The sequence below is a fragment of the Joostella sp. CR20 genome (genome assembly GCF_038433465.1).
Taxonomy (GTDB): domain Bacteria; phylum Bacteroidota; class Bacteroidia; order Flavobacteriales; family Flavobacteriaceae; genus Galbibacter.
On record NZ_JAESVF010000001.1, the window covers coordinates 570,617 to 594,880 of the forward strand.

Annotated in this window: 17 protein-coding genes and 1 tRNA gene; 10 read left to right on the forward strand and 8 right to left on the reverse strand. The window is 36.1% G+C overall.

Going from position 1 to position 24,264, the window contains the following annotated elements:
• Positions 1–40 precede the first annotated feature (40 nt).
• Positions 41–1,837, reverse strand: coding sequence for a translation elongation factor 4 (gene lepA, locus JMA43_RS02525; protein WP_342154620.1), 1,797 nt, complete (start codon positions 1,835–1,837; stop codon positions 41–43).
• A 209-nt stretch (positions 1,838–2,046) separates the two neighbouring features.
• Here lepA and JMA43_RS02530 point away from each other — a divergent pair, with 209 nt between their 5' ends.
• From JMA43_RS02530 to dusB, 3 genes are all read left to right on the forward strand, one after another.
• Positions 2,047–4,461: an outer membrane beta-barrel family protein gene (locus JMA43_RS02530; RefSeq protein ID WP_342154622.1), complete on the forward strand. Its 2,415-nt coding sequence runs from the start codon at positions 2,047–2,049 to the stop codon at positions 4,459–4,461.
• A gap of 89 nt (positions 4,462–4,550) precedes the next feature.
• Positions 4,551–5,744, forward strand: a complete 1,194-nt coding sequence (locus JMA43_RS02535; RefSeq protein ID WP_342154624.1) for a C40 family peptidase — start codon at positions 4,551–4,553, stop codon at positions 5,742–5,744.
• Between the two features lie 90 nt (positions 5,745–5,834).
• Positions 5,835–6,827, forward strand: a complete 993-nt coding sequence (gene dusB / locus JMA43_RS02540; protein ID WP_342154625.1) for a tRNA dihydrouridine synthase DusB — start codon at positions 5,835–5,837, stop codon at positions 6,825–6,827.
• 2 nt (positions 6,828–6,829) lie between these two features.
• Here dusB and JMA43_RS02545 read toward each other — a convergent pair whose 3' ends face one another.
• The 3 genes from JMA43_RS02545 to JMA43_RS02555 form a co-directional block, all read right to left on the reverse strand.
• The gene (locus JMA43_RS02545; protein ID WP_342154627.1) at positions 6,830–7,300 is read right to left on the reverse strand and encodes an Lrp/AsnC ligand binding domain-containing protein; all 471 of its coding nucleotides are present in this window, start codon (positions 7,298–7,300) and stop codon (positions 6,830–6,832) included.
• 252 nt (positions 7,301–7,552) lie between these two features.
• The gene (locus JMA43_RS02550) at positions 7,553–8,563 is read right to left on the reverse strand and encodes an LLM class flavin-dependent oxidoreductase (RefSeq protein ID WP_342154629.1); all 1,011 of its coding nucleotides are present in this window, start codon (positions 8,561–8,563) and stop codon (positions 7,553–7,555) included.
• 220 nt (positions 8,564–8,783) lie between these two features.
• A complete protein-coding gene (locus JMA43_RS02555; protein WP_342154631.1) occupies positions 8,784–9,392 on the reverse strand; it encodes a superoxide dismutase in 609 nt (202 codons plus the stop codon).
• A gap of 117 nt (positions 9,393–9,509) precedes the next feature.
• Here JMA43_RS02555 and JMA43_RS02560 point away from each other — a divergent pair, with 117 nt between their 5' ends.
• The 5 genes from JMA43_RS02560 to JMA43_RS02580 all read left to right on the forward strand — a co-directional run bounded on the left by JMA43_RS02560 (position 9,510) and on the right by JMA43_RS02580 (position 19,117).
• Entirely contained in the window at positions 9,510–12,644 is a 3,135-nt protein-coding gene (locus JMA43_RS02560) for a UvrD-helicase domain-containing protein (protein ID WP_342154633.1), read from the forward strand.
• Positions 12,645–12,682: 38 nt separating this feature from the next.
• The gene (gene kbl, locus JMA43_RS02565; protein ID WP_342154635.1) at positions 12,683–13,879 is read left to right on the forward strand and encodes a glycine C-acetyltransferase; all 1,197 of its coding nucleotides are present in this window, start codon (positions 12,683–12,685) and stop codon (positions 13,877–13,879) included.
• A 106-nt stretch (positions 13,880–13,985) separates the two neighbouring features.
• Complete coding sequence (locus JMA43_RS02570) at positions 13,986–15,335, forward strand: OmpA family protein (protein ID WP_342154637.1); 1,350 nt, start codon at positions 13,986–13,988, stop codon at positions 15,333–15,335.
• Positions 15,336–15,537: 202 nt separating this feature from the next.
• Positions 15,538–18,294 (forward strand): PD-(D/E)XK nuclease family protein, encoded by a 2,757-nt coding sequence (locus JMA43_RS02575; RefSeq protein ID WP_342154639.1) that lies wholly within the window; start codon positions 15,538–15,540, stop codon positions 18,292–18,294.
• The gene (locus JMA43_RS02580; RefSeq protein ID WP_342154641.1) at positions 18,281–19,117 is read left to right on the forward strand and encodes an alpha/beta hydrolase family protein; all 837 of its coding nucleotides are present in this window, start codon (positions 18,281–18,283) and stop codon (positions 19,115–19,117) included. The genes JMA43_RS02575 and JMA43_RS02580 overlap by 14 nt, the downstream gene beginning before the upstream one ends.
• Before the next feature lie 26 nt (positions 19,118–19,143).
• On the opposite strand, the gene JMA43_RS02585 is transcribed toward JMA43_RS02580, so the two are convergent.
• Both JMA43_RS02585 and JMA43_RS02590 read right to left on the reverse strand, forming a co-directional pair.
• Positions 19,144–19,857 carry an SDR family oxidoreductase gene (locus JMA43_RS02585; RefSeq protein ID WP_342154643.1) on the reverse strand — a complete coding sequence of 238 codons (714 nt, stop codon included), beginning with the start codon at positions 19,855–19,857 and terminating at the stop codon, positions 19,144–19,146.
• A 116-nt stretch (positions 19,858–19,973) separates the two neighbouring features.
• Positions 19,974–20,047, reverse strand: a tRNA-Ala gene (locus tag JMA43_RS02590).
• A gap of 150 nt (positions 20,048–20,197) precedes the next feature.
• Between JMA43_RS02590 and JMA43_RS02595 the strand changes: the two genes are divergently transcribed.
• Complete coding sequence (locus tag JMA43_RS02595; RefSeq protein ID WP_342154645.1) at positions 20,198–21,523, forward strand: MATE family efflux transporter; 1,326 nt, start codon at positions 20,198–20,200, stop codon at positions 21,521–21,523.
• Positions 21,524–21,785: 262 nt separating this feature from the next.
• Positions 21,786–22,553: an enoyl-CoA hydratase/isomerase family protein gene (locus JMA43_RS02600; RefSeq protein ID WP_342154647.1), complete on the forward strand. Its 768-nt coding sequence runs from the start codon at positions 21,786–21,788 to the stop codon at positions 22,551–22,553.
• On the opposite strand, the gene JMA43_RS02605 is transcribed toward JMA43_RS02600, so the two are convergent.
• Together JMA43_RS02605 and JMA43_RS02610 are read right to left on the reverse strand one after the other, a co-directional pair.
• On the reverse strand, positions 22,543–22,890 hold the full coding sequence (locus JMA43_RS02605) for a hypothetical protein (protein ID WP_342154649.1): 348 nt from the start codon (positions 22,888–22,890) through the stop codon (positions 22,543–22,545). The two genes, JMA43_RS02600 and JMA43_RS02605, sit on opposite strands and share 11 nt — an antisense overlap.
• 117 nt (positions 22,891–23,007) lie before the next feature.
• Positions 23,008–24,186, reverse strand: coding sequence for an acyl-CoA dehydrogenase family protein (locus JMA43_RS02610; RefSeq protein WP_342154651.1), 1,179 nt, complete (start codon positions 24,184–24,186; stop codon positions 23,008–23,010).
• Positions 24,187–24,264: the final 78 nt, after the last annotated feature.

Genomic DNA, 24,264 nt, shown 5'->3' on the forward strand with positions numbered 1-24,264 from the left:
AAAAGTCTGAAAAATTTACACTTTTCAGACTTTTCTATATTTAATCGTTCAGCTTTAAAACAGCCATAAACGCTTGTTGTGGTATTTCTACGTTACCAACTTGGCGCATACGTTTTTTACCTTTTTTCTGCTTTTCAAGTAGTTTTCGCTTACGAGAAATATCTCCTCCGTAACATTTTGCAGTTACATCTTTTCGAAGTGCTTTTACAGTTTCTCTAGCGATAATTTTTGCTCCGATAGCCGCCTGAATTGGAATATCAAATTGCTGTCTCGGGATTAATTCTTTTAACTTTTCTACCATTTTTTTACCAATGGTATACGCATTATCTGCATGAATTAATGCAGAAAGTGCATCTACAGAATTGGCGTTGATCAAAACATCTACTCTTACCAATTTTGAAGCTCGCATTCCGATAGGCGAATAGTCAAAAGACGCATACCCTTTTGAAACTGTTTTTAACCTGTCGTAAAAATCGAATACAATTTCTGCCAAAGGCATATCAAACGACAACTCTACACGTTCTGGCGTTAAGTATGTTTGATTGGTAATAACACCTCTTTTTTCAATACAAAGCGACATTACTGGTCCAACAAAATCGGCTTTTGTAATAATCGATGCTTTTATAAATGGTTCCTCAACACGGTCCATACTTGACGGATCTGGAAGGTCGGAAGGGTTATTTACAATAATCTGTTCGTCTGGATTTTTCTTGGTATAGGCATGGTAACTTACGTTTGGAACCGTAGTAATTACCGTCATATCAAACTCACGCTCTAAACGCTCCTGAATAATTTCGAGGTGAAGCATCCCTAAAAATCCACAACGGAAACCAAATCCTAAGGCTGCCGAACTTTCTGGCGCAAATACCAAAGAAGCATCATTCAATTGAAGCTTTTCCATAGCACCGCGTAATTCTTCATAATCTTCGGTATCTACAGGGTAAATCCCAGCAAAAACCATCGGTTTTACATTTTCAAAACCTTCAATCATGTTTTTTGTTGGATTGGCAGCATCTGTAATGGTATCTCCAACTTTTACCTCACGTGCATCTTTTATTCCTGTAATTAAATATCCTACATCTCCAGTTTTAATTACACTTTTTGGATGTTGCACCAATTTAAGCGTACCAACTTCGTCGGCATCATAGGTTTTTCCTGTTGCTAAGAACTTTATTTTTTGTCCTTTTTTAATCTCTCCATTAATAACTCTAAAATAAGTTTCTACCCCTCTAAATGGGTTGTAAACAGAGTCAAAAATTAATGCTTGCAGCGAGTCGTCTGGATCTCCTTTTGGCGCAGGTACACGCTCAATAATAGCTTCCAATATTTCTTCAATCCCGATACCTGTTTTTGCACTTGCAGGAATTACATCTTCAGCATCGCAACCTAATAAATCTACAATATCATCAGTAACTTCTTCTGGATTTGCACTTGGTAAATCTACCTTATTAAGTACAGGGATAATTTCCAAATCGTTTTCCAACGCTAAATAAAGGTTAGAAATTGTTTGTGCTTGAATACTCTGCGCGGCATCTACAACCAACAAAGCACCTTCACAAGCAGCAATGGAACGGGAAACTTCGTATGAAAAATCTACGTGTCCAGGAGTATCAATTAGGTTTAAAATATATTGTTCGCCTTTGTATGTATATTCCATTTGGATAGCGTGACTTTTAATGGTGATACCACGCTCACGCTCCAAATCCATATTATCTAAAAGTTGATCTTGTTTTTCACGCTCTGTAACCGACCCTGTAAAGTCTAACAATCTATCTGCCAAAGTACTTTTCCCGTGGTCGATATGCGCGATAATACAAAAATTTCTAATGTGCTTCATAGCCGTTGTCAATGCAAATTTTCAATCAGCAAATATACACTATTTTAACACGTTCGGATAAGTTATTATATATAATTGGAAAGAATATATTTTAGCAAACTACCTTGGAGGATTTCAATCTCGATTATCGAGCAAATCGAAAGTGTTAAAATAAAAATAGCAATTTTTAAAAAAAACTCTATATTTATAGCCCTAAATTAACCTATTTTATGCCTAACCACCGATTATTGTCATTAATTTTCTTACTTGCATCCAGCAATTTTGCGCTCGCCCAAGCGTATGAAATAACTGGAAAAGTTACCGATGCTAATCAACAAGTTTTATCATTTGTAAATATAATGTTGCTCGAAGCTTCCGACTCTACATCGGTTGCTGGGACTGCTACGGAAGACGATGGAACTTTTCATTTTAAAAAAATTCAGCCAGGAAATTACATCCTTAAAACATCCTATATTGGGCATCAATATCATTATCAAAATGTTGAAGTAAATTCTAATATTTCACTAAACAATATTACATTACAACAAAATGTACAAAATTTAGAGGAAATAACCCTTACGCACCAACAACCTCGATTGGAAAAACACGGCGGTCGTCTTGTTTTCAAAGTAGAAAATTCTACGCTTTCATCTTTAACTACTTACGAGATTCTTCAGCGTACGCCTGGAGTTATTTCGATGAACGATAAAATTTCAGTAAAAAATTTAAACACAACGGTTTATATTAACGACAAACGAGTGTACCTTGACGATGCCGAATTAAAAGATTTACTAGAAAATTTCTCCGGAAATAATATCGGCTCTATTGAAGTGATTACAAATCCTTCAGCAAAATACGATGCCGAAGGCGGTGCAGTTTTAAACATTGTTACTTCAAAAAATATTTCGATAGGCTACAAAGGAGATATCAACGGAAAATGGGAAGAAGCTATTTTTCCGAAATACAACATAGGAACGAGTCATTATTACAAAAACAATTTCCTCGATTTGTATGCTGGATATTCTTTTAGTCCGCGTAAAGATTATAAACGAAGCGACAGTTATATTAATTTTTTCGACAACGATTTGCCGAGCGACCAATGGGAAACTGCATTGTACAAAACAACGCGTTCTAAGGCGCACAACATCAATGCTATTTTAGATTTTACGCTGGACGAAAAAAGCACCCTGAGTTTTACTTCAAACCTTACTTTTAATCCAGATAAAACAATAGACAATACAGTTGATACCGATATTTTTTCTGCTGAAAATACAGACTTGGGAAGTTTTGATTCGAACAGCCACATCGATAACGACAACACCAACCTTATTTTAAATGCTACTTACGACAGAAGTATTGGCGAAAACGGAAGTAATTTAAGCATTCAAACTAATTATGTGTATTATAAGGATTCGCAATTGCAAATGCTCGACACCGATTATTTTGATGAAAATAACAACTACCAATACACCAATGCTTTTGACACCGACGCTCATCAAAAAAACAACATTTTTACTGGGCAAATAGATTTCGAAACTCCTTGGCAAGAAAGCTTGCTTGAGTTTGGCGCAAAATATTCGGGTATTCAAAGCAATAGTAAAGTTGTGTTTACTGGCGATTACACGCCAGACTATTCGCAAAACGATGTTTTTGATTACGACGAATCTATCTGGGCTTTCTACGGAAACTTATCGAGAGAATGGGAAAAGTGGTCGTTGGAAGCTGGTCTCCGCGGTGAGTACACAGATGCTTTAGGAAATTCTGTAACGCTTGGCGACATCAACAAACAAAGCTATTTTGAGCTTTTTCCAACCTTTAGTTTGCATCATCAACTTGCAGAAAAACACGAAGTTGGCGTGAGTTACAAACGTGCCATAGAACGCCCGCGTTACCAAAGTTTAAATCCGTTTCGTTATTATTTAAATGAAAACAATTTTGTAGCAGGAAATCCATATTTGCAACCTTCAATTGAAAACAAAATTTCTTTAGATTATACCTACAACGGAAACTATATTTTTGAGTTGTATTATCAGCATGAAAACAACGATTTAAGCAATTTAACTTTTCAGCAAAATGAAGAGCAATTTATGTACAATGCTATTTTCAACATCGAAGAATCGTTTCAGTACAGCTTAGATTTTGTGCATTACAGACCCGTTACAAAATGGTGGTTTTTAAGCACGTATATGTCGGCTTATTTTTACGAACTTTCCTTCACTGCCTACGAAAGCAACGATGTTTTACAAACACAAAACACCTTTGGATATTTTGGTCAGCTGTACAATTCTTTCACCATTTCAAAAGAAAAATCGTTGGCGGCCGATGTGTATCTCGAATATGTATCGCGATTTTTAAATGGAAATTACGTGTTAAAAGACCGTTTTAAAACCAACATCGGACTCCGAAAAAAACTTTGGGACGGTAGAGCAAGTCTAAACGTTACACTAAACGATGTGTTCAATACCTTTAATGTGCCCTTTACTTCCCGCTATTTAAACCAAGATAACGGATACACGGCAAAACCCGAAAAACGTACGTTTACAGTTGGTTTTATCTATAAATTTGGAAACTTTAGATTGGCAGACAACAAACGAAGTATCGACCTAAAAGAGGAAGAACGATTAAAAGAAGAAGCCGAATTTTAACAGTTCAGTTTTAAAAACTTTGTTACTTTGTAGTGTTAAAGGTTTTTTGCTGAAGGAAACCTGAACAAACATTCTAGAACCACTTTTTTATGACTCATATACGCGCTTACTTTATTTTTCTTTTTGGAATTGCTACTATTTTCACTTCGTGTGAAAAATCTACTTCTGCTGAAAATAATAAAGTTACACCTATTATCACTGAAGTTAAACAGCATTTTGCACCCGACAAACGTGTTGCTCTTTTTGATGTTGAAGCGACAGAAACACCCAACGGATATGTGCTCAAAGGAAGCTCAAACTTACCAGATGCGGTAACTAGTTTTCAGGAAAAACTAACAGCGCAAAACATCAAGTTTATCGATAGTATCGAACTGCTACCGTCTGAAGAATTAGAAGGAAAAACACACGGAATTATTGCCATTTCTGCAGCAAATTTGCGTGGCGCCCCAAAACATTCAGCCGAATTGGTAACGCAAGGAACACTTGGGATGCCTGTAAATATTTTTAAAGAAGAAAACGGTTGGTACCTTATTCAAACACCCGACAAATACATTTCTTGGGTTGACGGTGGCGGTGTAATTCCTATGGAAAATAAAGATTTTGAGGCGTGGAAAACTTCAGAAAAAGTAATTTATACCGCAACAGCAGGAAGTTCGTATAGCAATGCCAACTCCGATAGCCAAGTGGTTTCGGATGTAGTTGCAGGGAATATTTTAATCTTAACTGCTGAAGAAGGTGATTTTTACCAAGTAAAGTATCCCGACGGACGCATTGCATATCTTAAAAAAGAAGAAGCTAAACCTTATAAAAGCTGGCTCGAAACTTTATCTCTATCAAAAGAAGAGCTTGTGCAAACGTCTAAAACACTTATGGGATTGCCGTATTTGTGGGGAGGAACATCGCCAAAAGGAGTAGATTGTAGTGGTTTTACCAAAACTATTTACTTTTTAAACGGAATGGTTATTCCGCGTGATGCCTCACAACAAATTCATGAAGGTATTTTGGTAGACGATACCAAAGACTTTAGCAAACTTATTCCTGGAGATTTACTTTTCTTCGGAAAAAAAGCAACCGATACTAGCAAAGAACGTGTTATTCATGTGGGTATGTGGATTGGCAACAACGAGTTTATTCATTCCGCAGGAAGTGTGCACATCAGTAGTATGGATAAAAACGCACCAAATTACGATGCGTATAATTACAACCGCTATTTGCGTACCAAACGCATTTTAAATCAGCATACAAACGGACTCCAATATTTAAACAAAAAAGACATTTTTTAAGTCGTAATAAAGCCCTTACGGAACTTGCTTAAAATCCTTATCTTTGCAAATTAAAATCACCCTCTCGATTAGGGTAAAAAACAAAATGTTGTGGCAAAGATAGGATCTATAGATGTAGGAGAATTTCCACTTTTATTAGCACCAATGGAAGACGTTAGCGATCCTCCATTTAGAACGTTATGTAAAGAACAGGGAGCCGATGTGGTGTATACAGAATTTATTTCTTCGGAAGGACTTATTCGCGATGCGGCTAAGAGTGTACAGAAGTTAGATATCTACGAAAAAGAGCGTCCTGTTGGGATTCAAATTTTTGGAGCCGAACTCGATTCGATGCTTCAAGCCATAGACATTGTAGAAAAATCAAATCCAGATATTATCGATATCAATTTTGGTTGTCCTGTAAAAAAAGTAGTGAGCAAAAATGCGGGAGCGGGAATTTTGAAAAACATTCCGCTTATGGTAAAACTTACCGAAGAAATGGTAAAACGCACCAATTTGCCTATCACCGTAAAAACTCGTTTGGGTTGGGATGCCGATTCTATTAAAATTGTTGAAGTAGCAGAGCGTCTACAAGACGTTGGAATAAAGGCTATTTCTATTCACGGACGTACTCGTGTGCAGATGTACAAAGGACAAGCCGATTGGAGACCAATTGCTGAAGTGAAAAACAACCAACGCATGCACATTCCTGTTTTTGGAAATGGCGATGTAGACACACCAGAAATGGCGGTTAAAATGCGTGATGAATTTGGACTGGATGGTGCCATGATTGGGAGAGCAAGTATTGGATATCCATGGTTTTTTAAAGAAGTAAAACACTTTTTTAAAACAGGTGAACATTTAGCGCCTCCAACTATTCAAGAGCGTGTAGATGCTGCTCGTAGGCATTTAGAAATGTCTATCGATTGGAAAGGTGAAAAGCTAGGTGTTTTTGAAACACGTAGGCATTATACCAACTATTTTAAAGGCATTCCTCATTTTAAAGAATACCGAATGAAAATGGTTACCAGCGATGATGCTGCCGATGTTTTTGCCACTTTTAATGAAGTAGAGCAAAAGTTTGCCGATTTTCAGTTTGTGTAAACTTAAATACTTATCTGCCTATCGATTTGTTGATTTAAAGAAATAAAGGTTTCAGTACGCGAAACACCCTCAATCGACTGGATTTTATGATTTAAAACATTCATTAAATGCTCGTTGTCTTTACACAGTATTTTGATTAAAATAGACCAGTTTCCTGTGGTGTAATGACATTCTAAAACTTCGGGGATTTCTTTTAACTGTTTTACGGCTTCTGGATTTCGCATGGCTTTGTCCAAATAAATACCGATAAATGCCATGGTATGGTAGCCCAATAATCGCGGATTGATAACAAATTTAGAGCCCGAAATAAGTCCGGAGTTTTCCAACTTTCGTAACCGTTGATGAATTGCCGCTCCCGAAATTCCAATTTTACGAGCAATTTCTAAAATAGGCTTCCTGGCATCTTCCATTAAAAATCTTAGAATTTCTTTGTCAATTCCGTCTATCTCTATGGTTTCATTAGTAAACTTCATCTTAAATGTTTTAAATACAAACAAATATATTTAATATGAATTACAAATTGTAAGTTGAGGTAGAAGTTAAAGAGTTAATTAGAAAATGAGTTAAGGTTTTTATGCTGTTTAATTGTTGGATTGGTTAATTGTAAAAATTGATAGTTAATGAGTGAAGAAGTTAGGAGTCAATCGAAGCCGTCATACCGAGCGGAGTCGAGACATCACAATATAGCTTTAACTCATTTACTTCCACTCTCTATTTTTCAAAATCTATTCAGCAGAAAAAATATCACTCAATATTTCATACGACTTCAATCTAGCTTGATGGTCGTAAATATGAGAAACTACAATAAGTTCCTTTATCCCCGTACTTTCTACAAACTTTGAAAGTTCGTTTGTAATAGTTTCTTTGCTCCCGATAAATGTAAAATACATCATGTTTTTGATCATTGCTTCTTGTTCCATTGTCCAAACGCCCTCCATCGTGTCAATAGGTGGTGGTAAAGGTCTTCGTGTGTTGGTAATTATTCCCATTGCAAACTGATATAAACTTGTAGCCAGTCGTTGTGCTTCTTCATCAGTTTCTGCAGCAATGACATTTACACACGCCATGGGATATGGTGTTGGATACGCTGCCGAAGGTTTATAATTTTCAGTGTAAATATCGAGAGCATTAAAAAGTTGCGCTGGTGCAAAATGACTCGCAAAAGCGTATGGAAGTCCTTTTGACGCCGCCAGTTGAGCACTAAATGTACTAGAACCCAACAAATACATCGGGATGTTGAGTCCTTCACCAGGAATTGCACGTACTTGCGCATCCTGATTTTCTACTGAAAAATACGTTTGTAGCTCATCAATATCATTTGGAAAATCTTGTACACTTTCTTGTTTTCCTCTACGTAATGCCTGTGCTGTAAGTTGATCGGTACCTGGAGCTCTTCCCAAGCCCAAATCTATTCTGTTAGGGTATAAAGTTGCAAGTGTGCCAAACTGTTCAGCAACAATTAAAGGCGCGTGGTTGGGCAACATAACCCCGCCAGATCCTATGCGGATGCTTGAAGTCCCCTGTGCTAAATACCCCAAAAGCACCACCGTTGCCGAGCTTACAATACTCTCCATATTGTGATGTTCAGAAACCCAAAAGCGTTTGTATCCGTACTTTTCGGTGTGTTGCGCCAAATCTAAACTATTCTGTATAGCTTCTATATGTTGTTTTCCTTGTGGAACAGGCACTAAATCGAGCACCGAAAAATCGATGTTTTGCAATATATTTTTTGTCATTTTTTCTTTTTCTTCTGAAGTTATTTTCGTCTGTAAACAGTCTTCTTCCTTACAATAAAAGTCATAAAATTCACTTTAAAAAAGTGTTGGAGAAAATGAATAATCTTCAGCAAAAAATAGGACTTTAACTTTGTAAAAAACAAAAGCTACCCAAACGGATAGCTTTGTCTAAAATCGCAATAAAAGCGATATATTTTAAAGGCAATAAATGCCAAAAATTTTATTTGTTAGCAGCGTATAATTCAGCTACTTTATCCCAGTTGATAACATTAAAAAATGCAGAGATATAGTCTGGACGCTTGTTTTGGTAGTTTAAGTAGTAAGCGTGCTCCCAAACATCTAATCCTAAAATTGGATATCCACCACAACCAACTCCTGGCATTAACGAGTTGTCTTGGTTTGGTGTAGAGCATACCTCAACTTTTCCTCCTTTGTGCACACATAGCCAAGCCCATCCAGAACCAAAACGAGTTCCTGCAGCAGCTGTAAATGCTTCTTTAAATTTTTCGAAAGAACCAAAAGCGCTATCAATAGCTTCTGCTAATTCTCCAGAAGGAGCTCCACCACCGTTTGGCGACATTACTTCCCAAAAAAGACTGTGGTTAAAAAATCCTCCTCCGTTGTTTCTAACAGCGCCATTATTCATGTCTAAGTTTGTAAGAATTTCTTCGATAGATTTTCCTTCTAACTCAGTTCCTTTAATAGCGTCGTTTAACTTACTTGTATATCCTTGATGATGCTTTGTATGGTGGATTTCCATTGTTCTTGCATCAATATGTGGTTCTAGTGCGTCGTATGCGTACGGTAATTTTGGTAATTCAAAAGCCATTTGTATCTATTTTTAGTTAATAATATTAGTTCTTCAAATTTATAAAAAAGCTTCCTAAATGTTGGTAATAATTTGTTAATACCTCATAGAGTTTCCTTATTTTGCAATAAACTTTTTATGTTAAACTCGGCACCTTTTCAAATTTACAATGCTTCTGCGGGCTCTGGAAAAACGTTTACGCTAGTAAAAAACTACTTAAGTATTTTACTTTCAAACAATCAACAGGATACGTTTAAGCAAATTTTGGCGATTACTTTTACCAATAAAGCTGTAAACGAAATGAAGGGGCGCGTTCTGAGTAATTTGCATGAATTTTCAGAAGAAAGAATTTTAGAAGAACCTTCCGATATTTTTTCTGTTTTAGCTGAAGAACTTAATATTTCTCCTGAGGTTTTACACCAACGAGCAAAAAAAGTGCTTACTCGAATTTTACACAATTATGCTTTTTTTGATATCGTTACGATTGATAAATTTAACCATCGGCTTATCCGAACCTTTTCTTTTGATTTAAAATTACCAACCAATTTTGAAGTTTCTTTAGATGAAGATGCGCTGTTGAGTGAAGCGGTAAACAACGTTATTTATCAAGCTGGAGAAAACAAACTGCTCACCAAAACTCTTATTGATTTTGCGCTTGAAAAAACTGACGACGATCGAAGTTGGGACATTGCTAGAGACCTAAATAAAATTGCAAAACTTCTTCCGAAAGAAGAGTATGCACTGCACATTCAACAACTCGAAAATAAATCTTTAGACGATTTTAAGGCGCTTGGAAAGCAGTTGAAAACAATGATTACCGAGCTTGATGCTGAGATTCAAAAATCTGCTGAAGACCTACTTGACTTATTCGTAAAAAAAGGCTTAGAGCGATTAGATTTTAAAAGTGGGTGGTTATATGATAGATTAGTTAGTATTTCAAATAAAAAATACACTCACAGTTGGGAATCAGGTTGGTTCTTGAAGATTGAATCAGACCCATTATATACTGATAGTCTATTAAAAAAGAAACCTGCGCAGGCGTCTATTATTGACGAGTTACAATCAAGAATTTCTTTTGATTTTATAAAGATAAAAGAATCCATATTTCAGTTAAATTTCCTTAATAACTTTTATAAAAACTTAGTTCCCTTATCGCTTTTAAGCACTATAAATATTGAACTCAACAAACTTAAAAAAGACCGAAATTTATTATTGATTTCGGAGTTTAACAGACTTATTTCGTCGGCTATTGCAAACCAACCAGCTCCTTTTATTTACGAGCGAATTGGCGAAAAATACAAATACTATTTTATCGATGAGTTTCAAGATACTTCTACTATGCAATGGAATAATATGCATCCGCTTATTTCGAATGCACTTGAAGCCGAATTACCAAGTGGAAAAACCGGAAGCTTAATGATTGTTGGTGATGCCAAGCAGGCCATTTACCGTTGGCGCGGTGGTAAAGCCGAGCAATTTATCGATTTATATAATGAGAAGAATCCGTTTCAAGCGCTTCTAAATGTTGAAAACCTCCCGAAAAACTATCGTAGTTTTAACGAGATTGTCGGTTTCAACAATAGTTTTTTTAACCACATTGCTCAGTTTTTAAACAATCCAACCTACCAAGAACTCTTTGCAAAATACAGCAAACAAGAACTCAACAACAAGCCTGGCGGATATATTGACCTTACGTTTATCGACCCGAAAGACAACAAGCAAAGCGAAGAAGATTTGTATTGCTACGAGACTTACCAAAACATCGTAAAGTCAGTCGGAAGAGGCTTTAAATACGGTGATATTTGTATTATTACTCGCAGTCGAAAAAATGGTGTAAGCATTGCTAATTATTTGGTAGAAAGAGAGATTCCTATAATTTCTTCGGAGACCTTATTGCTGAAAAATGACAAAAAAGTAGCATTTCTATGCGATTTGCTAGCGCATTTTAATCAGCCAGCAGATGCAGAAATTCATCTGAAAATTTTAGAATTCTTAGCCGAAAGAAACAAAATTGAAAACAGACACGCCTATTTTTCAGAAGGAATACATCATCTAAACGATGTTTTTTCAGCAGAAAACTTTAACGCAAATTACTTTTTACAACTCCCACTCTACAACGCCATTGAATATGCAATAAACGCTTTTAATTTGGTGGATGAAGACGAAGCGTATTTACAATTTTTCTTGGATGAAATTATGGCATTCAGCCAAAATAACAACAACAGTATAAGCAGTTTTATAAGTTATTGGGAGCAGAAAAAAGACAAACTGAGTATTGTTGCGCCTTCATCGTCGGATGCTGTGCAGATTATGACCATTCACAAATCTAAGGGGCTCGAGTTCCCTGTGGTTATTTACCCTTATGCCGACACCGATATTTATTACGAAAGAGAATTTAATATGTGGTTCCCGGTAGCCAAAGAACTTTTCGGGATTGATTATGCGCTTTTCAGCAGTAAAAGTGTATTGGAAAACATTAATCAAACAGGGAAGCAGTTTATTGACGAGCACAAGGAACAGCAGGAGCTAGACAACATCAATTTGTTATATGTTACATTGACGCGTGCGGTGGAGCAACTGTTCATTATCTGTAAAAAAGATATTACCGCAAAAGGAGTTGAAAACACCAAAACTTTTGCTGGGATGTTTATTAATTACCTCAAGGCACGCCAGCTGTGGAGCGATAGTCAGCATCATTATACAATTGGAAATCCAGAAAAAAAACCGACTAAAAAGAAAGAGCAAAAAATCATTACAACAAACATTCCATTTATCTCCAACAGTTCTTTTGGCAACACCTTTGAGCTCGTAACCAAAAGTGGTTCGCTTTGGGATACCAAACAAAAAGAAGCTATCGATAAAGGAAATGTGTACCACTATTTACTCTCAAAAATTTTCTATGCTGATGATGTGCTTCCTGTTATTGAAGAAGCTGTTTCAAATGGTGTAATTCCGAAGGAAGCTACAGCAACCTACACACAATATCTCGAAAACCTAACGCAACACGATGCGCTAAAAAAATATTTTTCTACGGAATACACTATTTATAATGAAAGAGAAATTATTACTGCTGATGGGGCATTTATTCGTCCTGATAGATTTGTGGTAAAGAACAATCAATTAACAATTATTGATTACAAAACAGGGTCACCTTCAGAAGATTATATTCATCAAATAAATAACTATGCAGAAAATTTGGCCACAATAGGTTATACCATTGAAGAAAAACTTTTGGTGTTTATAAATGAGAATATCCAAATTATAAAGGCTTAATTTTAATAATCCTATAACTTTGTAAAAAACAGAACAACATGTACGGAAAAATAAAAGAACACTTACAGCAAGAATTAGCCGATATTAAGGAGGCTGGACTGTACAAAAAAGAGCGAATAATTACTTCACCTCAAGGAGCCGAAATTACCATTAGCACTGGGGAAACGGTAATTAACTTTTGTGCAAATAACTATTTAGGATTATCATCGCATCCAGAAGTAATTCAAGCTGCCAAAGACGCTTTAGATACACATGGCTTCGGAATGTCGTCGGTACGTTTTATTTGCGGAACACAAGACATTCATAAAGAGTTAGAAGAGAAAATAGCCGATTTTTACGGCACGGAAGACACTATTCTTTACGCAGCAGCCTTTGATGCAAACGGAGGTGTATTTGAGCCCTTACTAACAGCGGAAGATGCTATTATTTCAGACTCGTTAAATCACGCATCGATAATTGATGGAGTTCGTCTTTGTAAAGCAAAACGCTACCGTTATCAAAACAATGATATGGCCGATTTAGAATTGCAATTGCAACAAGCTAATAAAGATGGTGCGCGTTTTAAAATTATTGTTACAGACGGAGTTTTTTCTATGGATGGTTTAGTTGCACCACTTGATAAAATTTGTGATTTAGCCGATAAATACGATGCACTAGTAATGATAGACGAATGTCATGCAGCAGGATTTATTGGAGAAACAGGAATAGGAACACTCGAAGAAAAAGGTGTTTTAGGAAGAATAGACATCATTACAGGTACTTTAGGAAAAGCACTTGGTGGAGCCATGGGTGGATATACAACTGGAAAAAAAGAAATTATAGAAATATTACGTCAGCGTTCGAGACCGTATTTATTCTCTAATTCTCTTGCGCCGAATATAGTTGGTGCTTCTATTAAAGTTTTCGATATGATTTCGAAAAGTACAGAGCTTCGCGATAAGTTAGAAGAAAACACAAAATATTTCAAGGAAGGTATGAAAAAAGCAGGTTTTGACATCATTGATGGAGACTCTGCAATCGTACCAGTGATGCTTTATGACGCCAAATTATCGCAGACTATGGCCGATGAGCTGTTAAAAAAAGGAATATATGTTATAGGATTTTTCTACCCAGTTGTACCTAAGGAAAAAGCAAGAATTAGAGTACAGTTATCGGCTGCGCACACCCGTGAACACTTAGATCGAGCTATTAGAGCATTTACCGAAGTAGGTAAGAATTTAGGGGTAGTTTCGTAGAGGCTACTTTACTTTTTAACTAAAAAATTATATATTTGTTTTTGTTAATAAGTTGTAACGACTTACATTTGTCTTTAAATTAACACTTAAAATTAAATAATTGAACATGAAACATCTTAGCAAATTACTAGTTGCTGCGTTCCTTTTTGTAGGAATTAGCAACATGAATGCTCAAGACCAGAACAATCCATGGCAAATCGCTTTTGGGGTAAACGCAGTTGATGCTTACCCAACAAACTCAGATAGGCCATATGCTTCAGAAGCATGGTTCGACGAGTATTTCAACGCAAGTGATCACTGGAACATCCTTCCTTCTATTTCTTACGTATCTGTTTCTAAGTACGTAGGTAGCGGAATCTCTTTAGGAGTTCGTGGATCTCTTAACAAAATTGAAAACCTTGGTGACACAAGTGTAGATGATTTATCATACTACGGAGTTGACGGTACTGTTAAGTACAACTTCACTCAAGGTCACGTATTCGATCCTTTCATCGAAATCGGTGGGGGTTATACTTGGTTAGACGAGATTGGAGCTGGAACTCTTAACGGAGGTGTAGGTTTCAACGTATGGTTTACTGAAAACCTTGGTCTTACTGTACAAACTGGATACAAGCACGTATTCGAAGATTACAACACTCCACATTTCCAACACTTAGCTGGTCTTGCTATCAAATTTGGTGGTAACGATTCAGATGGTGATGGTGTTTATGACAAAGATGACGCTTGTCCAGAAGTACCTGGTTTAAAAGCTTTCAACGGTTGTCCTGATTCTGATGGAGATGGTATCGAAGATTCTAAAGATGCTTGTCCAAACCAAGCTGGTACTGCTGACATGAACGGATGTCCTGATTCTGACGGAGATGGTGTTGCTGACAATGTAGATGCTTGTCCTAACACTCCAGGTCTTAAAGAATTAAACGGTTGTCCTGATTCTGACGGTGACGGTGTTGCTGACAAAGATGATCAGTGTCCAGATGTTGCAGGTCCTGCAGCTACTAACGGATGTCCAGATAAAGATGGTGACGGTGTACTTGACAAAGATGACAAGTGTCCTGAAACTCCTGGAACTGTAGCAAACAACGGTTGTCCTGAATTATCTAAAGAAGTTCAAACAGCATTAAACAACTATGCTAAAACTATCTTATTCGATACAGGAAAATCAACTATCAAGCCTCAGTCTCAACAAGTATTAGCTGACATTATCGGTATCTTAAACAAATACCCTAATGCTAAATTTACTGTAGACGGTCACACTGATAGTACTGGTAGTGATTCACTTAACCAAAGACTTTCTGAGTCTAGAGCACTTTCTGTAAAAGAATACTTAGTATCTCACGGAATTGACGGATTCAGATTATCTTCTGCTGGTTACGGTGAAACAAGACCAATCGCTTCGAACGCTACTAGAGATGGTAGAGCTCAAAACAGAAGAGTTGAGATTAACTTAGTTAAATAATTTTAACTGAATTAATTCAAATCATATAAGAGAAACGCTCCGAAATTCGGAGCGTTTTTTTATTTATAATACTTTATATTTTGGTACTTTAGTGAAGCATATTGTTTCGGTATAATTACGAGACATTTTATAAGTAACAAGAGATTTATTTCGAGGGAAGTCTCGGGGTATTAATTCTCGATTATCGAGTAAAACACGCTTCATGGAATCATTCTTGGCACAAATTGCCACCAAAATATACCAAGCTCATAAAAGTAATTTAGCTACGCTTACTATCATTCTTCCGAGTAAACGTGCAGTAGTTTTTCTAAAAAACGAACTTTTAAAAATTGCCGATCAAGCTACAATCGCTCCGCAAATTTTAAGTATTGAAGATTTTGTTCAGCAGTTAGCAAACCTAAAAGTTGCTACAAATATTCAACTTACTTTTGAGTTTTATGAAGTGTATCGTAAGCTCACCCCAGAAAACGAACAAGAAGATTTTTATGCTTTTACTTCCTGGGCACAAACCATTTTACAAGATTTTAATGAAATAGATAGATATCTGGTTGATCCAGAATCTTTCTTTTCACACTTGTTTAATATCAAAGAAATCGATCAGTTTCATTGGACTAATCTTGAGGAGAAAACTAGTCTACAAGAAAACTATTTAAACTTTTGGAAGCGCTTAGCATTATATTATCAAAGCTTCAATGAGCACCTAAGTAAAAAAGGAATTGGCTATCAAGGAATGATTTATCGAGAAGCTAATGATAATGTTGAATATTACATCCAAAACAGCACAGCGAGTAAGCATATTTTTATTGGTTTTAACGCACTTAATAATGCTGAAAAAAACATTATTCAAGAGTTTTTAAGTAGTACCAATGCAGAAATATATTGGGATGTAGATAAAACATTTCTTGAAAATAAAGAGCACGACGCTGGTTTGTTTCTTCGGAATTATATAAAGGAATGGCCATACTTTAAAACGAATGATTTTAATGTAATCAGTCATCATTTTTCAGAAGAAAAAAATATAAATATTATTGGAGTTCCAAAAAGTATTGGGCAAGCAAAATACGTAGGAAACCTGCTAGATAGTATAGAGGGAACTATTGAAAATACTGCGGTTGTTTTAGGAAATGAAGACTTACTTCCTGCGGTTTTAAATTCGGTTCCTAGCCAAATTACAAAAGCCAATATTACAAGTGGATTTCCGCTGAATCTATCGCCGTTTGCATCGTTTTTCGAAACTTTGTTTGATGTTTGGGAGAAAAGCAAAGAGCAATTGTGGTATTACCAAGATGTAATTGCAGTACTTTCGAACCCCATTACACATGCGCTTACATTTTCTTCAGATAAAAATATCGAAGCCTTATTAGATAAAATTAATGAGGAAAATTTAATTTATGTAACGCAAAGCGATGCTGAACACGTCAATCCAGCATCAGCTAAATTATTTTTAAACACAAAATCGCACACAAATTCTGATGTTATTGAAAATTGTATTCAACTAACATTAGCACTAAAAAAAGCGTATAGTAGCAAGCAGTTTAACAATCCCCTTTTTTTAGAATACCTATACCGTTTTTACGAAATTTTTAATCAGTTAAAAACATTTAATACCGAATACAACACCATTACAAGTATTCAAATTTTAAAAAAGATTTATATTGAATTGCTCGTTTCAGAAACCATCGATTTTAGAGGAGAACCTTTAGAGGGACTTCAGATAATGGGGATGCTTGAAAGTAGAAATTTAGATTTCGAAACCGTAATTCTAACTTCTGTGAATGAGGGAATTTTACCTTCTGGAAAGTCCAACAATTCATTTATTCCTTTTGATTTAAAACGCGTATTTGGACTTCCAACATATAAAGAAAAAGATTCCATCTATTCGTATCACTTTTACAGACTTATACAGCGTGCTAAAAATGTGTATTTGCTTTATAATACAGAGCCTGATAGTTTAGAAGGCGGTGAAAAAAGTAGATTGTTGCATCAATTAACGATGCTGAAAGAACCGAATCATCAAATAAAAGAGATGATTGCGAGTCCGATTATCAAGAATAATTCGGTAAGCCTTTCGGTTATCAAAAAAGACGAGGCTGTTTTAAATCGATTAAAAGAAATTGCTGCCAACGGATTTTCGCCTTCGTCCTTAACAAACTACATTCGAAATCCGCTTAACTTTTACACCCAATCTGTGTTGGGAATTAAAGAGGTAGAAGAAGTGGAAGAAACCATTGCGGCAAACACATTGGGAACTATTGTACACGACACGCTCGAAACATTTTACAAGCCCCTTGAAGGCAGTTACCTTTCTTTGGAACATATCAAGGAAATGCGTAAAAATCTCGATAAGCAAGTGCAGTTTCATTATACCAAAACCTATACAGATATTAAAAATCTTAAAGGGAAAAACCTCATATCGTACCATGTAGCAAAGCGCTACATAGAGAACTTTTTAACCTTTGAAGAAAACCGACTAAGAGAAGGGAAACAGATAAAAATACTTCAAATTGAAAGTAATACTAAAATCCCGCTCACTATTCCGGGAATAGAATTTCCTGTGTTTTTAAAAGGAAAAGTAGACCGCATGGAGGAAGAGGACGGTGTGATACGAATTATTGATTATAAAACAGGAAAAGTCGAAAAGAATAATGTTGAAATAACGGAATGGGAAACATTGGGAGACGATTATAAATACAGTAAAGCTTTTCAAATATTGTGCTACGCCTACATGATGCAAAATACTACAATATATAACGAGTTTGAAGGCGGAATAATATCTTTTAAAAACCTAAAAAGTGGGCTATTAAAATTTGGATTTAAAAATGGTAAAATCTCAAATCAGGTTATAAATCTTGCTGTTTTAGATGAATTTAAAACTCAATTGGACCAATTAATCCTCGAAATTACAAACAAAAAAATTCCGTTCACAGAAAAAGAAATTCCAACACATGCAAATTCATAAAAACATTGCCATTAAGGGTAAGCACGTAAAACCAATTTATACCGACATCTATTTTAACGAAACGCAAACAGCAAAGCCAGTGGCGCTTTTTTGCCACGGATACAAAGGTTTTAAAGATTGGGGTTTTTGGGAAATTGTTGCCGAAACGTTTGTAGCAAAAGGATATGTGTTTGTGAAATTTAATTTATCGCATAACGGAATCGATATTGAAAAGCCAACCGATTTTACCGACTTGGATGGTTTTGGAAACAATAATTTTTCAATTGAATTGGATGACATCGATGAAGTTCTAAATTGGATTTATAGTGCTGAAAATTCTTTTTCTGCTGAATTAAATACTTCATCTATAACATTGATAGGTCATTCGCGTGGCGGAGGTATTTCAATTATTAAAGCTGCAGAAGACACACGCATTACAAAGCTGATAACTTGGGCAAGTGTAAGCGATTTTAAAGCACGCTTTGCCGATGAAAAAGCAAGAGCCTATTGGAAACAACAGGGTGTAATTTATATTGAAAACAGTCGAACCAAACAGCAATTACCTCATTTTTATCAGTTTTACGAAGATTTTATTGCAAACGAAACGAGGTTTACCATTAAAAATTCAGCAGAAAAAATTAATATTCCTTGGCTAATTATTCATGGAACAAACGACCCAACGGTTATTTTGGAAGAAGCACAAGCATTACATCAATGGAATCCTGAGAGTAATTTACTCGTTATAGAAGAAGCCGACCATGTTTTTGGAGGTCAGCACCCGTGGGAAGAAAAAAAGCTTCCACAACATATGCAACAAGTTGTAGAAGCTTCTATTAGTTTTTAATAAATCCTCTTCAGGAAGTATTTTGTTTATTTCTTGTCTGGTCGCGTAGGGCGTACCTCTATTTTACTTGGCAACGTACGTGGGTGCATTTTAAGTAAATCGAGTACTAACTGCCCAATGTCTTCTGGTTGAATTTTCCAAGCATCATTTTCCGAAGGCGTGTGGTCGTTAAAATGAGAAGCCACCGAACCTGGCATAATCGTAGAAACTTTAATATCATATTGGCGTAAATCTAGCATCGCAGCTTGCGTAAAACCAACTACTCCAAACTTAGTCGCATTATAACCCGCGGCCGTTGGGAAAAAGTTAGTTCCCGCCAAACTCGCTAAGGTAATGTAGTATCCTTTAGATTGTTTTAATGCGTCAACAGAAGCTTTAAGTGTATGGTAAACTCCATTTAGATTGGTATTTATCATTTGGTGCCACTGCTCGTCTTCCAATTCATCAATTGGAGCAAAATGTCCAACACCCGCATTTGCCAAAACTACATCTACCTGTCCCCATTTTTCTTCAATGCTTTTGATGGCTTGTTCTTCGTCTTTCAGTTTTGTAACATCTGAAGATATACCTAAAACTAAACTACTGTCGTTACTTAAACTAGCAGCGGCTTTTTGCGCATCTTCCAATTTACGTCCGCTTATAGCTACTTTCATTCCAGCTTTCAGCAACGCTTCGGCTACACCATAGCCAATTCCTTTTGTTCCACCTGTAATATAGGCTACTTTTCCTTTTAAGTCCATTTTGATATTTTTTTATAAAGATAAAATCAAAATCGCGCTATAAAAAAACCTGCTCGTTATTGTTTTCTTAAAATGAAGGGAAATAAAAAAGCAACGTTCTAAAACGTTGCTTTTTGTGGAGCATATCGGAGTCGAACCGATGACCTCTACACTGCCAGTGTAGCGCTCTAGCCAGCTGAGCTAATGCCCCGCGTCACATATTTTATTCGCGATTATAAATTAACAATTCATAGTCTTATACGCAGCTCAAAAATATGCTATTTTTTTCATTAAAATAAAAAAAGAAAATTCTTTTGATAAAAAGTATAAAATCGTGCATTTTTGCGAGAACTTACATGGTTTGAGTACTACAAAAATAACATTCAAAGAAATAAATAAACTTGCAATTCCTGCTATTATAGCTGGTATTGCAGAACCTCTTATTTCGCTAACCGATATTGCTATTATCGGTAATGTCGATAAAAACCCTGTAGAAGCACTTGCTGCAGCGGGACTTGTAGGTTCGTTTCTTTCTGCAATTATTTGGATTGTAGCGCAAACCAAAACTGCAATTTCCTCGATAATCTCACAGCATTTGGGAGCCAATAGGTTGCACGCGGTTAAAACATTGGTGCCACAAGCTTTGGCTTTTAACTTTCTTTTTAGTCTGTTTATATATTTTTCTACAGCTTTTTTTGCTACTCAAATTTTTAATTTATACAATGCCGACGGACTCATTCTGGAATACACTACTTCTTATTACCAAATTAGAGCGATTGGTTACCCGCTCACTTTAGTGACGTTCGGAATTTTTGGTGTTTTTAGAGGAATGCAAAATACACTTTGGGCGATGATGTGTAGTTTAACAGGCGCCGTAGTAAACATAGTTTTAGATTATGTTTTGGTGTACGGTATTGAAGGCGTTATCCCACCAATGCATTTGAAAGGCGCAGGTTATGCAAGCGTTATTGCACAATTGGTAATGTTGTTAATGGCAGTTTACTTTTTTGTTCGTAAAACGCCTTTTAATTTTAAACTAAGCTTGCATATAAATCCGCAGATGAAAAAGCTCTTAATTATGAGCGCAAACCTATTTGTACGGACTGCCGCATTAAATTATGCTATTTATCTCGCCAATTCGTATGCTACAGATTATGGTAAAAACTATATCGCAGCGCAAACAATTTTGATGAATATTTGGCTGTTTTTCTCATTTTTTATTGATGGTTATGCCAATGCTGGAAATGCAATTTCTGGTAAATTATTAGGAGCAAAAGATTATAAACGATTATGGCTACTCACTATTGATATTTCTAAATACGCCATCATTATTTCGTGTATTTTAATAGTTGTTTGTGGTGTTTTTTATACTGATATCGGACTGTTATTTAATAAAGAAGAAACCGTTTTAACACTGTTCGCTTCCGTATTTTGGATGGTATTATTAATGCAACCTATCAATGCGATTGCTTTTATGTACGACGGAATTTTTAAGGGATTAGGTGAGGCAAAATATCTTCGGAATGTATTGCTTGCAGCTACGTTTTTAGGCTTTGCACCAACATTGTTGTTTTTCGATTTTATAGGGTTTAAATTGAAAGCTATTTGGATTGCTTTTTTCGTTTGGATGTTTATCAGAGCTGCTGCTTTAGTGATTAAATTCAGGAGGAAGTATTTAGCTTTATGATTGTCCGCAATCTTTTATAATGCACTGTCACCTCGAGCGTAGTCGAGAGGTTTTTTAAATAGGGTCTCGACTACGCCTGTCTGCCGGCAAAGGCAGGCTCGACCTGACATTTTACAATTGATATAATACATGTCGGATATTCAAATTAGTTTTACTTCAATTCAAAAATAACCTAACATTCTAAAGTCGTCTATATTATGTATTTTTGAGTATCTTTTTTTCAGAAGAAAAATTAAAATTTCAGTAATTAAACAGCATATAAATGGGAACAGATAGAGTTGACGGAAGCCTTTATACTAAAATTGAAAACCACATTGCAACGGTAGAATTTGGACATCCAGCAAGTAACTCATTTCCATCTGTGTTGTTAGAGCGCTTATCTGCTGAATTTGATAAACTGTCTTCAAATAACGAAGTGCATATAATTGTATTAAAAAGCGAAGGCAAAAAAGCCTTTTGTGCAGGTGCTTCATTTGACGAATTGATAGCTGTTTCAAGTTTAGAAGAAGGAAAAGCTTTTTTTAGTGGTTTCGGAAAGGTGCTAAACGCCATGCGGAAATGCTCAAAACTTATCATCGGAAGAATTCAAGGAAAAGCCGTTGGTGGCGGTGTAGGATTAATTGCTGCTTGTGATTATGCTATTGCCACTGAAGCTGCTGCTATAAAATTATCGGAATTTACTATCGGGATTGGGCCATTTGTTATTGCTCCCGCTGTAGAACGAAAAATGGGCGTTGGCGCTTTGGCAGAACTTACCATTGCAGCAACCGAATGGAAAAATGCCTATTGGGCAAAAGAAAAAGGGTTGTATGCTAAAGTTTTTGAAACAATTACCGAAGTGGATGTTGAAATCGATTTGCTAACGAACAAATTAGCCGCATACAACCCTGAAGCATTAAATGCTATGAAAAAAGCCCTTTGGGAAAACACCAATCATTGGGAAACTCTCCTAACCGAAAGAGCTGAAACCTCAGGAAAATTGGTGCTTTCTGAATTTACCAAAAAGGCTTTAGAAAAATTTAAAAAGTAAGCTCGTTACTTGCCAACGCATCTGAAACATTTGCTTTAACGACTGGAAAACTATTAAAAAACTTCCTTCCGTCTGTGCGCTTTAGTACGGCAATTTGCTCGCCATTTTTGTTGGTTTCTAATCGAGTAACCACTACTTCATTGTTGGCAACCGATTTGTAATTTGGAACACCACCACGTTTAATAATAATGTTTTTTCTAGGCAAATCAATATGTTGATATGTACTTTCTGAAGTGCTGTTAATTTTTAAAACATCACCTACTTTTACTTCTTTATCTTGAGCACTTACTGTAAATGCTAAAAATGAGAATGCCGCAAAAAATAATCCTTTTTTCATCTTCAAATAATTTAATTGTTAATATTTATCTCATATATTGACAAATATACTATATTAATAGTAATACTATTAACTTTAAATTCTTAAATATTTACTAAATATTTATACTCAAAAAAATTATTTAAATGCTTGTTCTCCAGTGATGTCAGCACCCGTAATTAACAAGTGTATGTCGTGAGTTCCTTCGTATGTAATAACACTTTCTAAATTCATCATATGGCGCATGATACTGTACTCGCCAGTTATTCCCATCGCTCCAAGAATTTGTCGTGCTTCTCGAGCAATATCCAACGCCATTGCTACATTGTTGCGTTTTGCCATCGAGATTTGTGCAGTTGTAGCTTTTTCTTCATTTTTTAATTGTCCTAAACGAAGTGCCAGTAATTGTGCTTTAGTGATTTCTGTTAGCATTTCTGCTAATTTTTTCTGCTGAAGTTGTGTTGCTGCAATTGGTTTTCCAAACTGAATTCGCTCTTTTGCATATCGCAGTGCAGTATCGTAGCAGTCCATTGCAGCGCCAATAGCTCCCCAAGCAATTCCGTATCTAGCAGAATCTAAACACCCAAGCGGGGCTCCCAAACCATTTTTTTCAGGCAATAAATTTTCTTTCGGAACTTTTACATTATCAAAAATGAGCTCTCCAGTAGCCGAGGCACGTAGCGACCATTTATTATGTGTTTCGGGAGTTGAAAAACCTTCCATGCCACGCTCAACGATTAGTCCGTGAATGCGACCTTCTTCATTTTTTGCCCAAACCACGGCAATGTCTGCAAAAGGAGCATTTGATATCCAAAGTTTTGCGCCATTCAGAATAAAATAATCTCCTGCATCTTTAAATTTTGTTTCCATTCCGCCAGGATTCGACCCATGGTTTGGTTCTGTAAGTCCGAAGCAACCCATCATTTCTCCTGAAGCTAACTTCGGAAGGTATTTTTTGCGTTGCGCTTCTGTGCCGTATTTCCAAATAGGAAACATTACCAAAGACGACTGTACAGATGCAGTAGAGCGAACACCACTGTCGCCACGTTCAATTTCTTGCATAATCAACCCATAACTTATTTGGTCGAGACCTGCACCCCCATACATTTCAGGAATGTAAGGGCCGAAAGCTCCGATATCGGCCAATCCCTTTATAATTTGCTTCGGAAATTCTGATTTTTGGGCATAAGTCTCAATAATGGGCGAGACTTCTTTTTTTACCCATGCTCGGGCAGCATCTCTTACAAGTTTATGTTCTTCGGAAAGAAGGTCGTCTATATTATAATAATCGGGTGCTTCAAAAAGGTCTGGTTTCATATGCTTCTTTTATAAGAATTGATTCTCTCAAATATAATTAAAGAAATATAACATTGCAACGTACTATTGTTTCAAAAT

Bases quoted from the DNA above. Each gene is read 5' to 3' on its own strand.
- lepA (WP_342154620.1), bottom strand. From the start codon at position 1,837: ATGAAGCACATTAGAAATTTTTGTATTATCGCGCATATCGACCACGGG.
- JMA43_RS02580 (WP_342154641.1), top strand. From the start codon at position 18,281: ATGCAAATTCATAAAAACATTGCCATTAAGGGTAAGCACGTAAAACCA.
- JMA43_RS02570 (WP_342154637.1), top strand. From the start codon at position 13,986: ATGAAACATCTTAGCAAATTACTAGTTGCTGCGTTCCTTTTTGTAGGA.
- JMA43_RS02600 (WP_342154647.1), top strand. From the start codon at position 21,786: ATGGGAACAGATAGAGTTGACGGAAGCCTTTATACTAAAATTGAAAAC.
- kbl (WP_342154635.1), top strand. From the start codon at position 12,683: ATGTACGGAAAAATAAAAGAACACTTACAGCAAGAATTAGCCGATATT.
- JMA43_RS02535 (WP_342154624.1), top strand. From the start codon at position 4,551: ATGACTCATATACGCGCTTACTTTATTTTTCTTTTTGGAATTGCTACT.
- JMA43_RS02530 (WP_342154622.1), top strand. From the start codon at position 2,047: ATGCCTAACCACCGATTATTGTCATTAATTTTCTTACTTGCATCCAGC.
- JMA43_RS02545 (WP_342154627.1), bottom strand. From the start codon at position 7,300: ATGAAGTTTACTAATGAAACCATAGAGATAGACGGAATTGACAAAGAA.
- JMA43_RS02560 (WP_342154633.1), top strand. From the start codon at position 9,510: ATGTTAAACTCGGCACCTTTTCAAATTTACAATGCTTCTGCGGGCTCT.
- JMA43_RS02550 (WP_342154629.1), bottom strand. From the start codon at position 8,563: ATGACAAAAAATATATTGCAAAACATCGATTTTTCGGTGCTCGATTTA.
- JMA43_RS02605 (WP_342154649.1), bottom strand. From the start codon at position 22,890: ATGAAAAAAGGATTATTTTTTGCGGCATTCTCATTTTTAGCATTTACA.
- JMA43_RS02575 (WP_342154639.1), top strand. From the start codon at position 15,538: ATGGAATCATTCTTGGCACAAATTGCCACCAAAATATACCAAGCTCAT.
- JMA43_RS02610 (WP_342154651.1), bottom strand. From the start codon at position 24,186: ATGAAACCAGACCTTTTTGAAGCACCCGATTATTATAATATAGACGAC.
- JMA43_RS02585 (WP_342154643.1), bottom strand. From the start codon at position 19,857: ATGGACTTAAAAGGAAAAGTAGCCTATATTACAGGTGGAACAAAAGGA.
- JMA43_RS02555 (WP_342154631.1), bottom strand. From the start codon at position 9,392: ATGGCTTTTGAATTACCAAAATTACCGTACGCATACGACGCACTAGAA.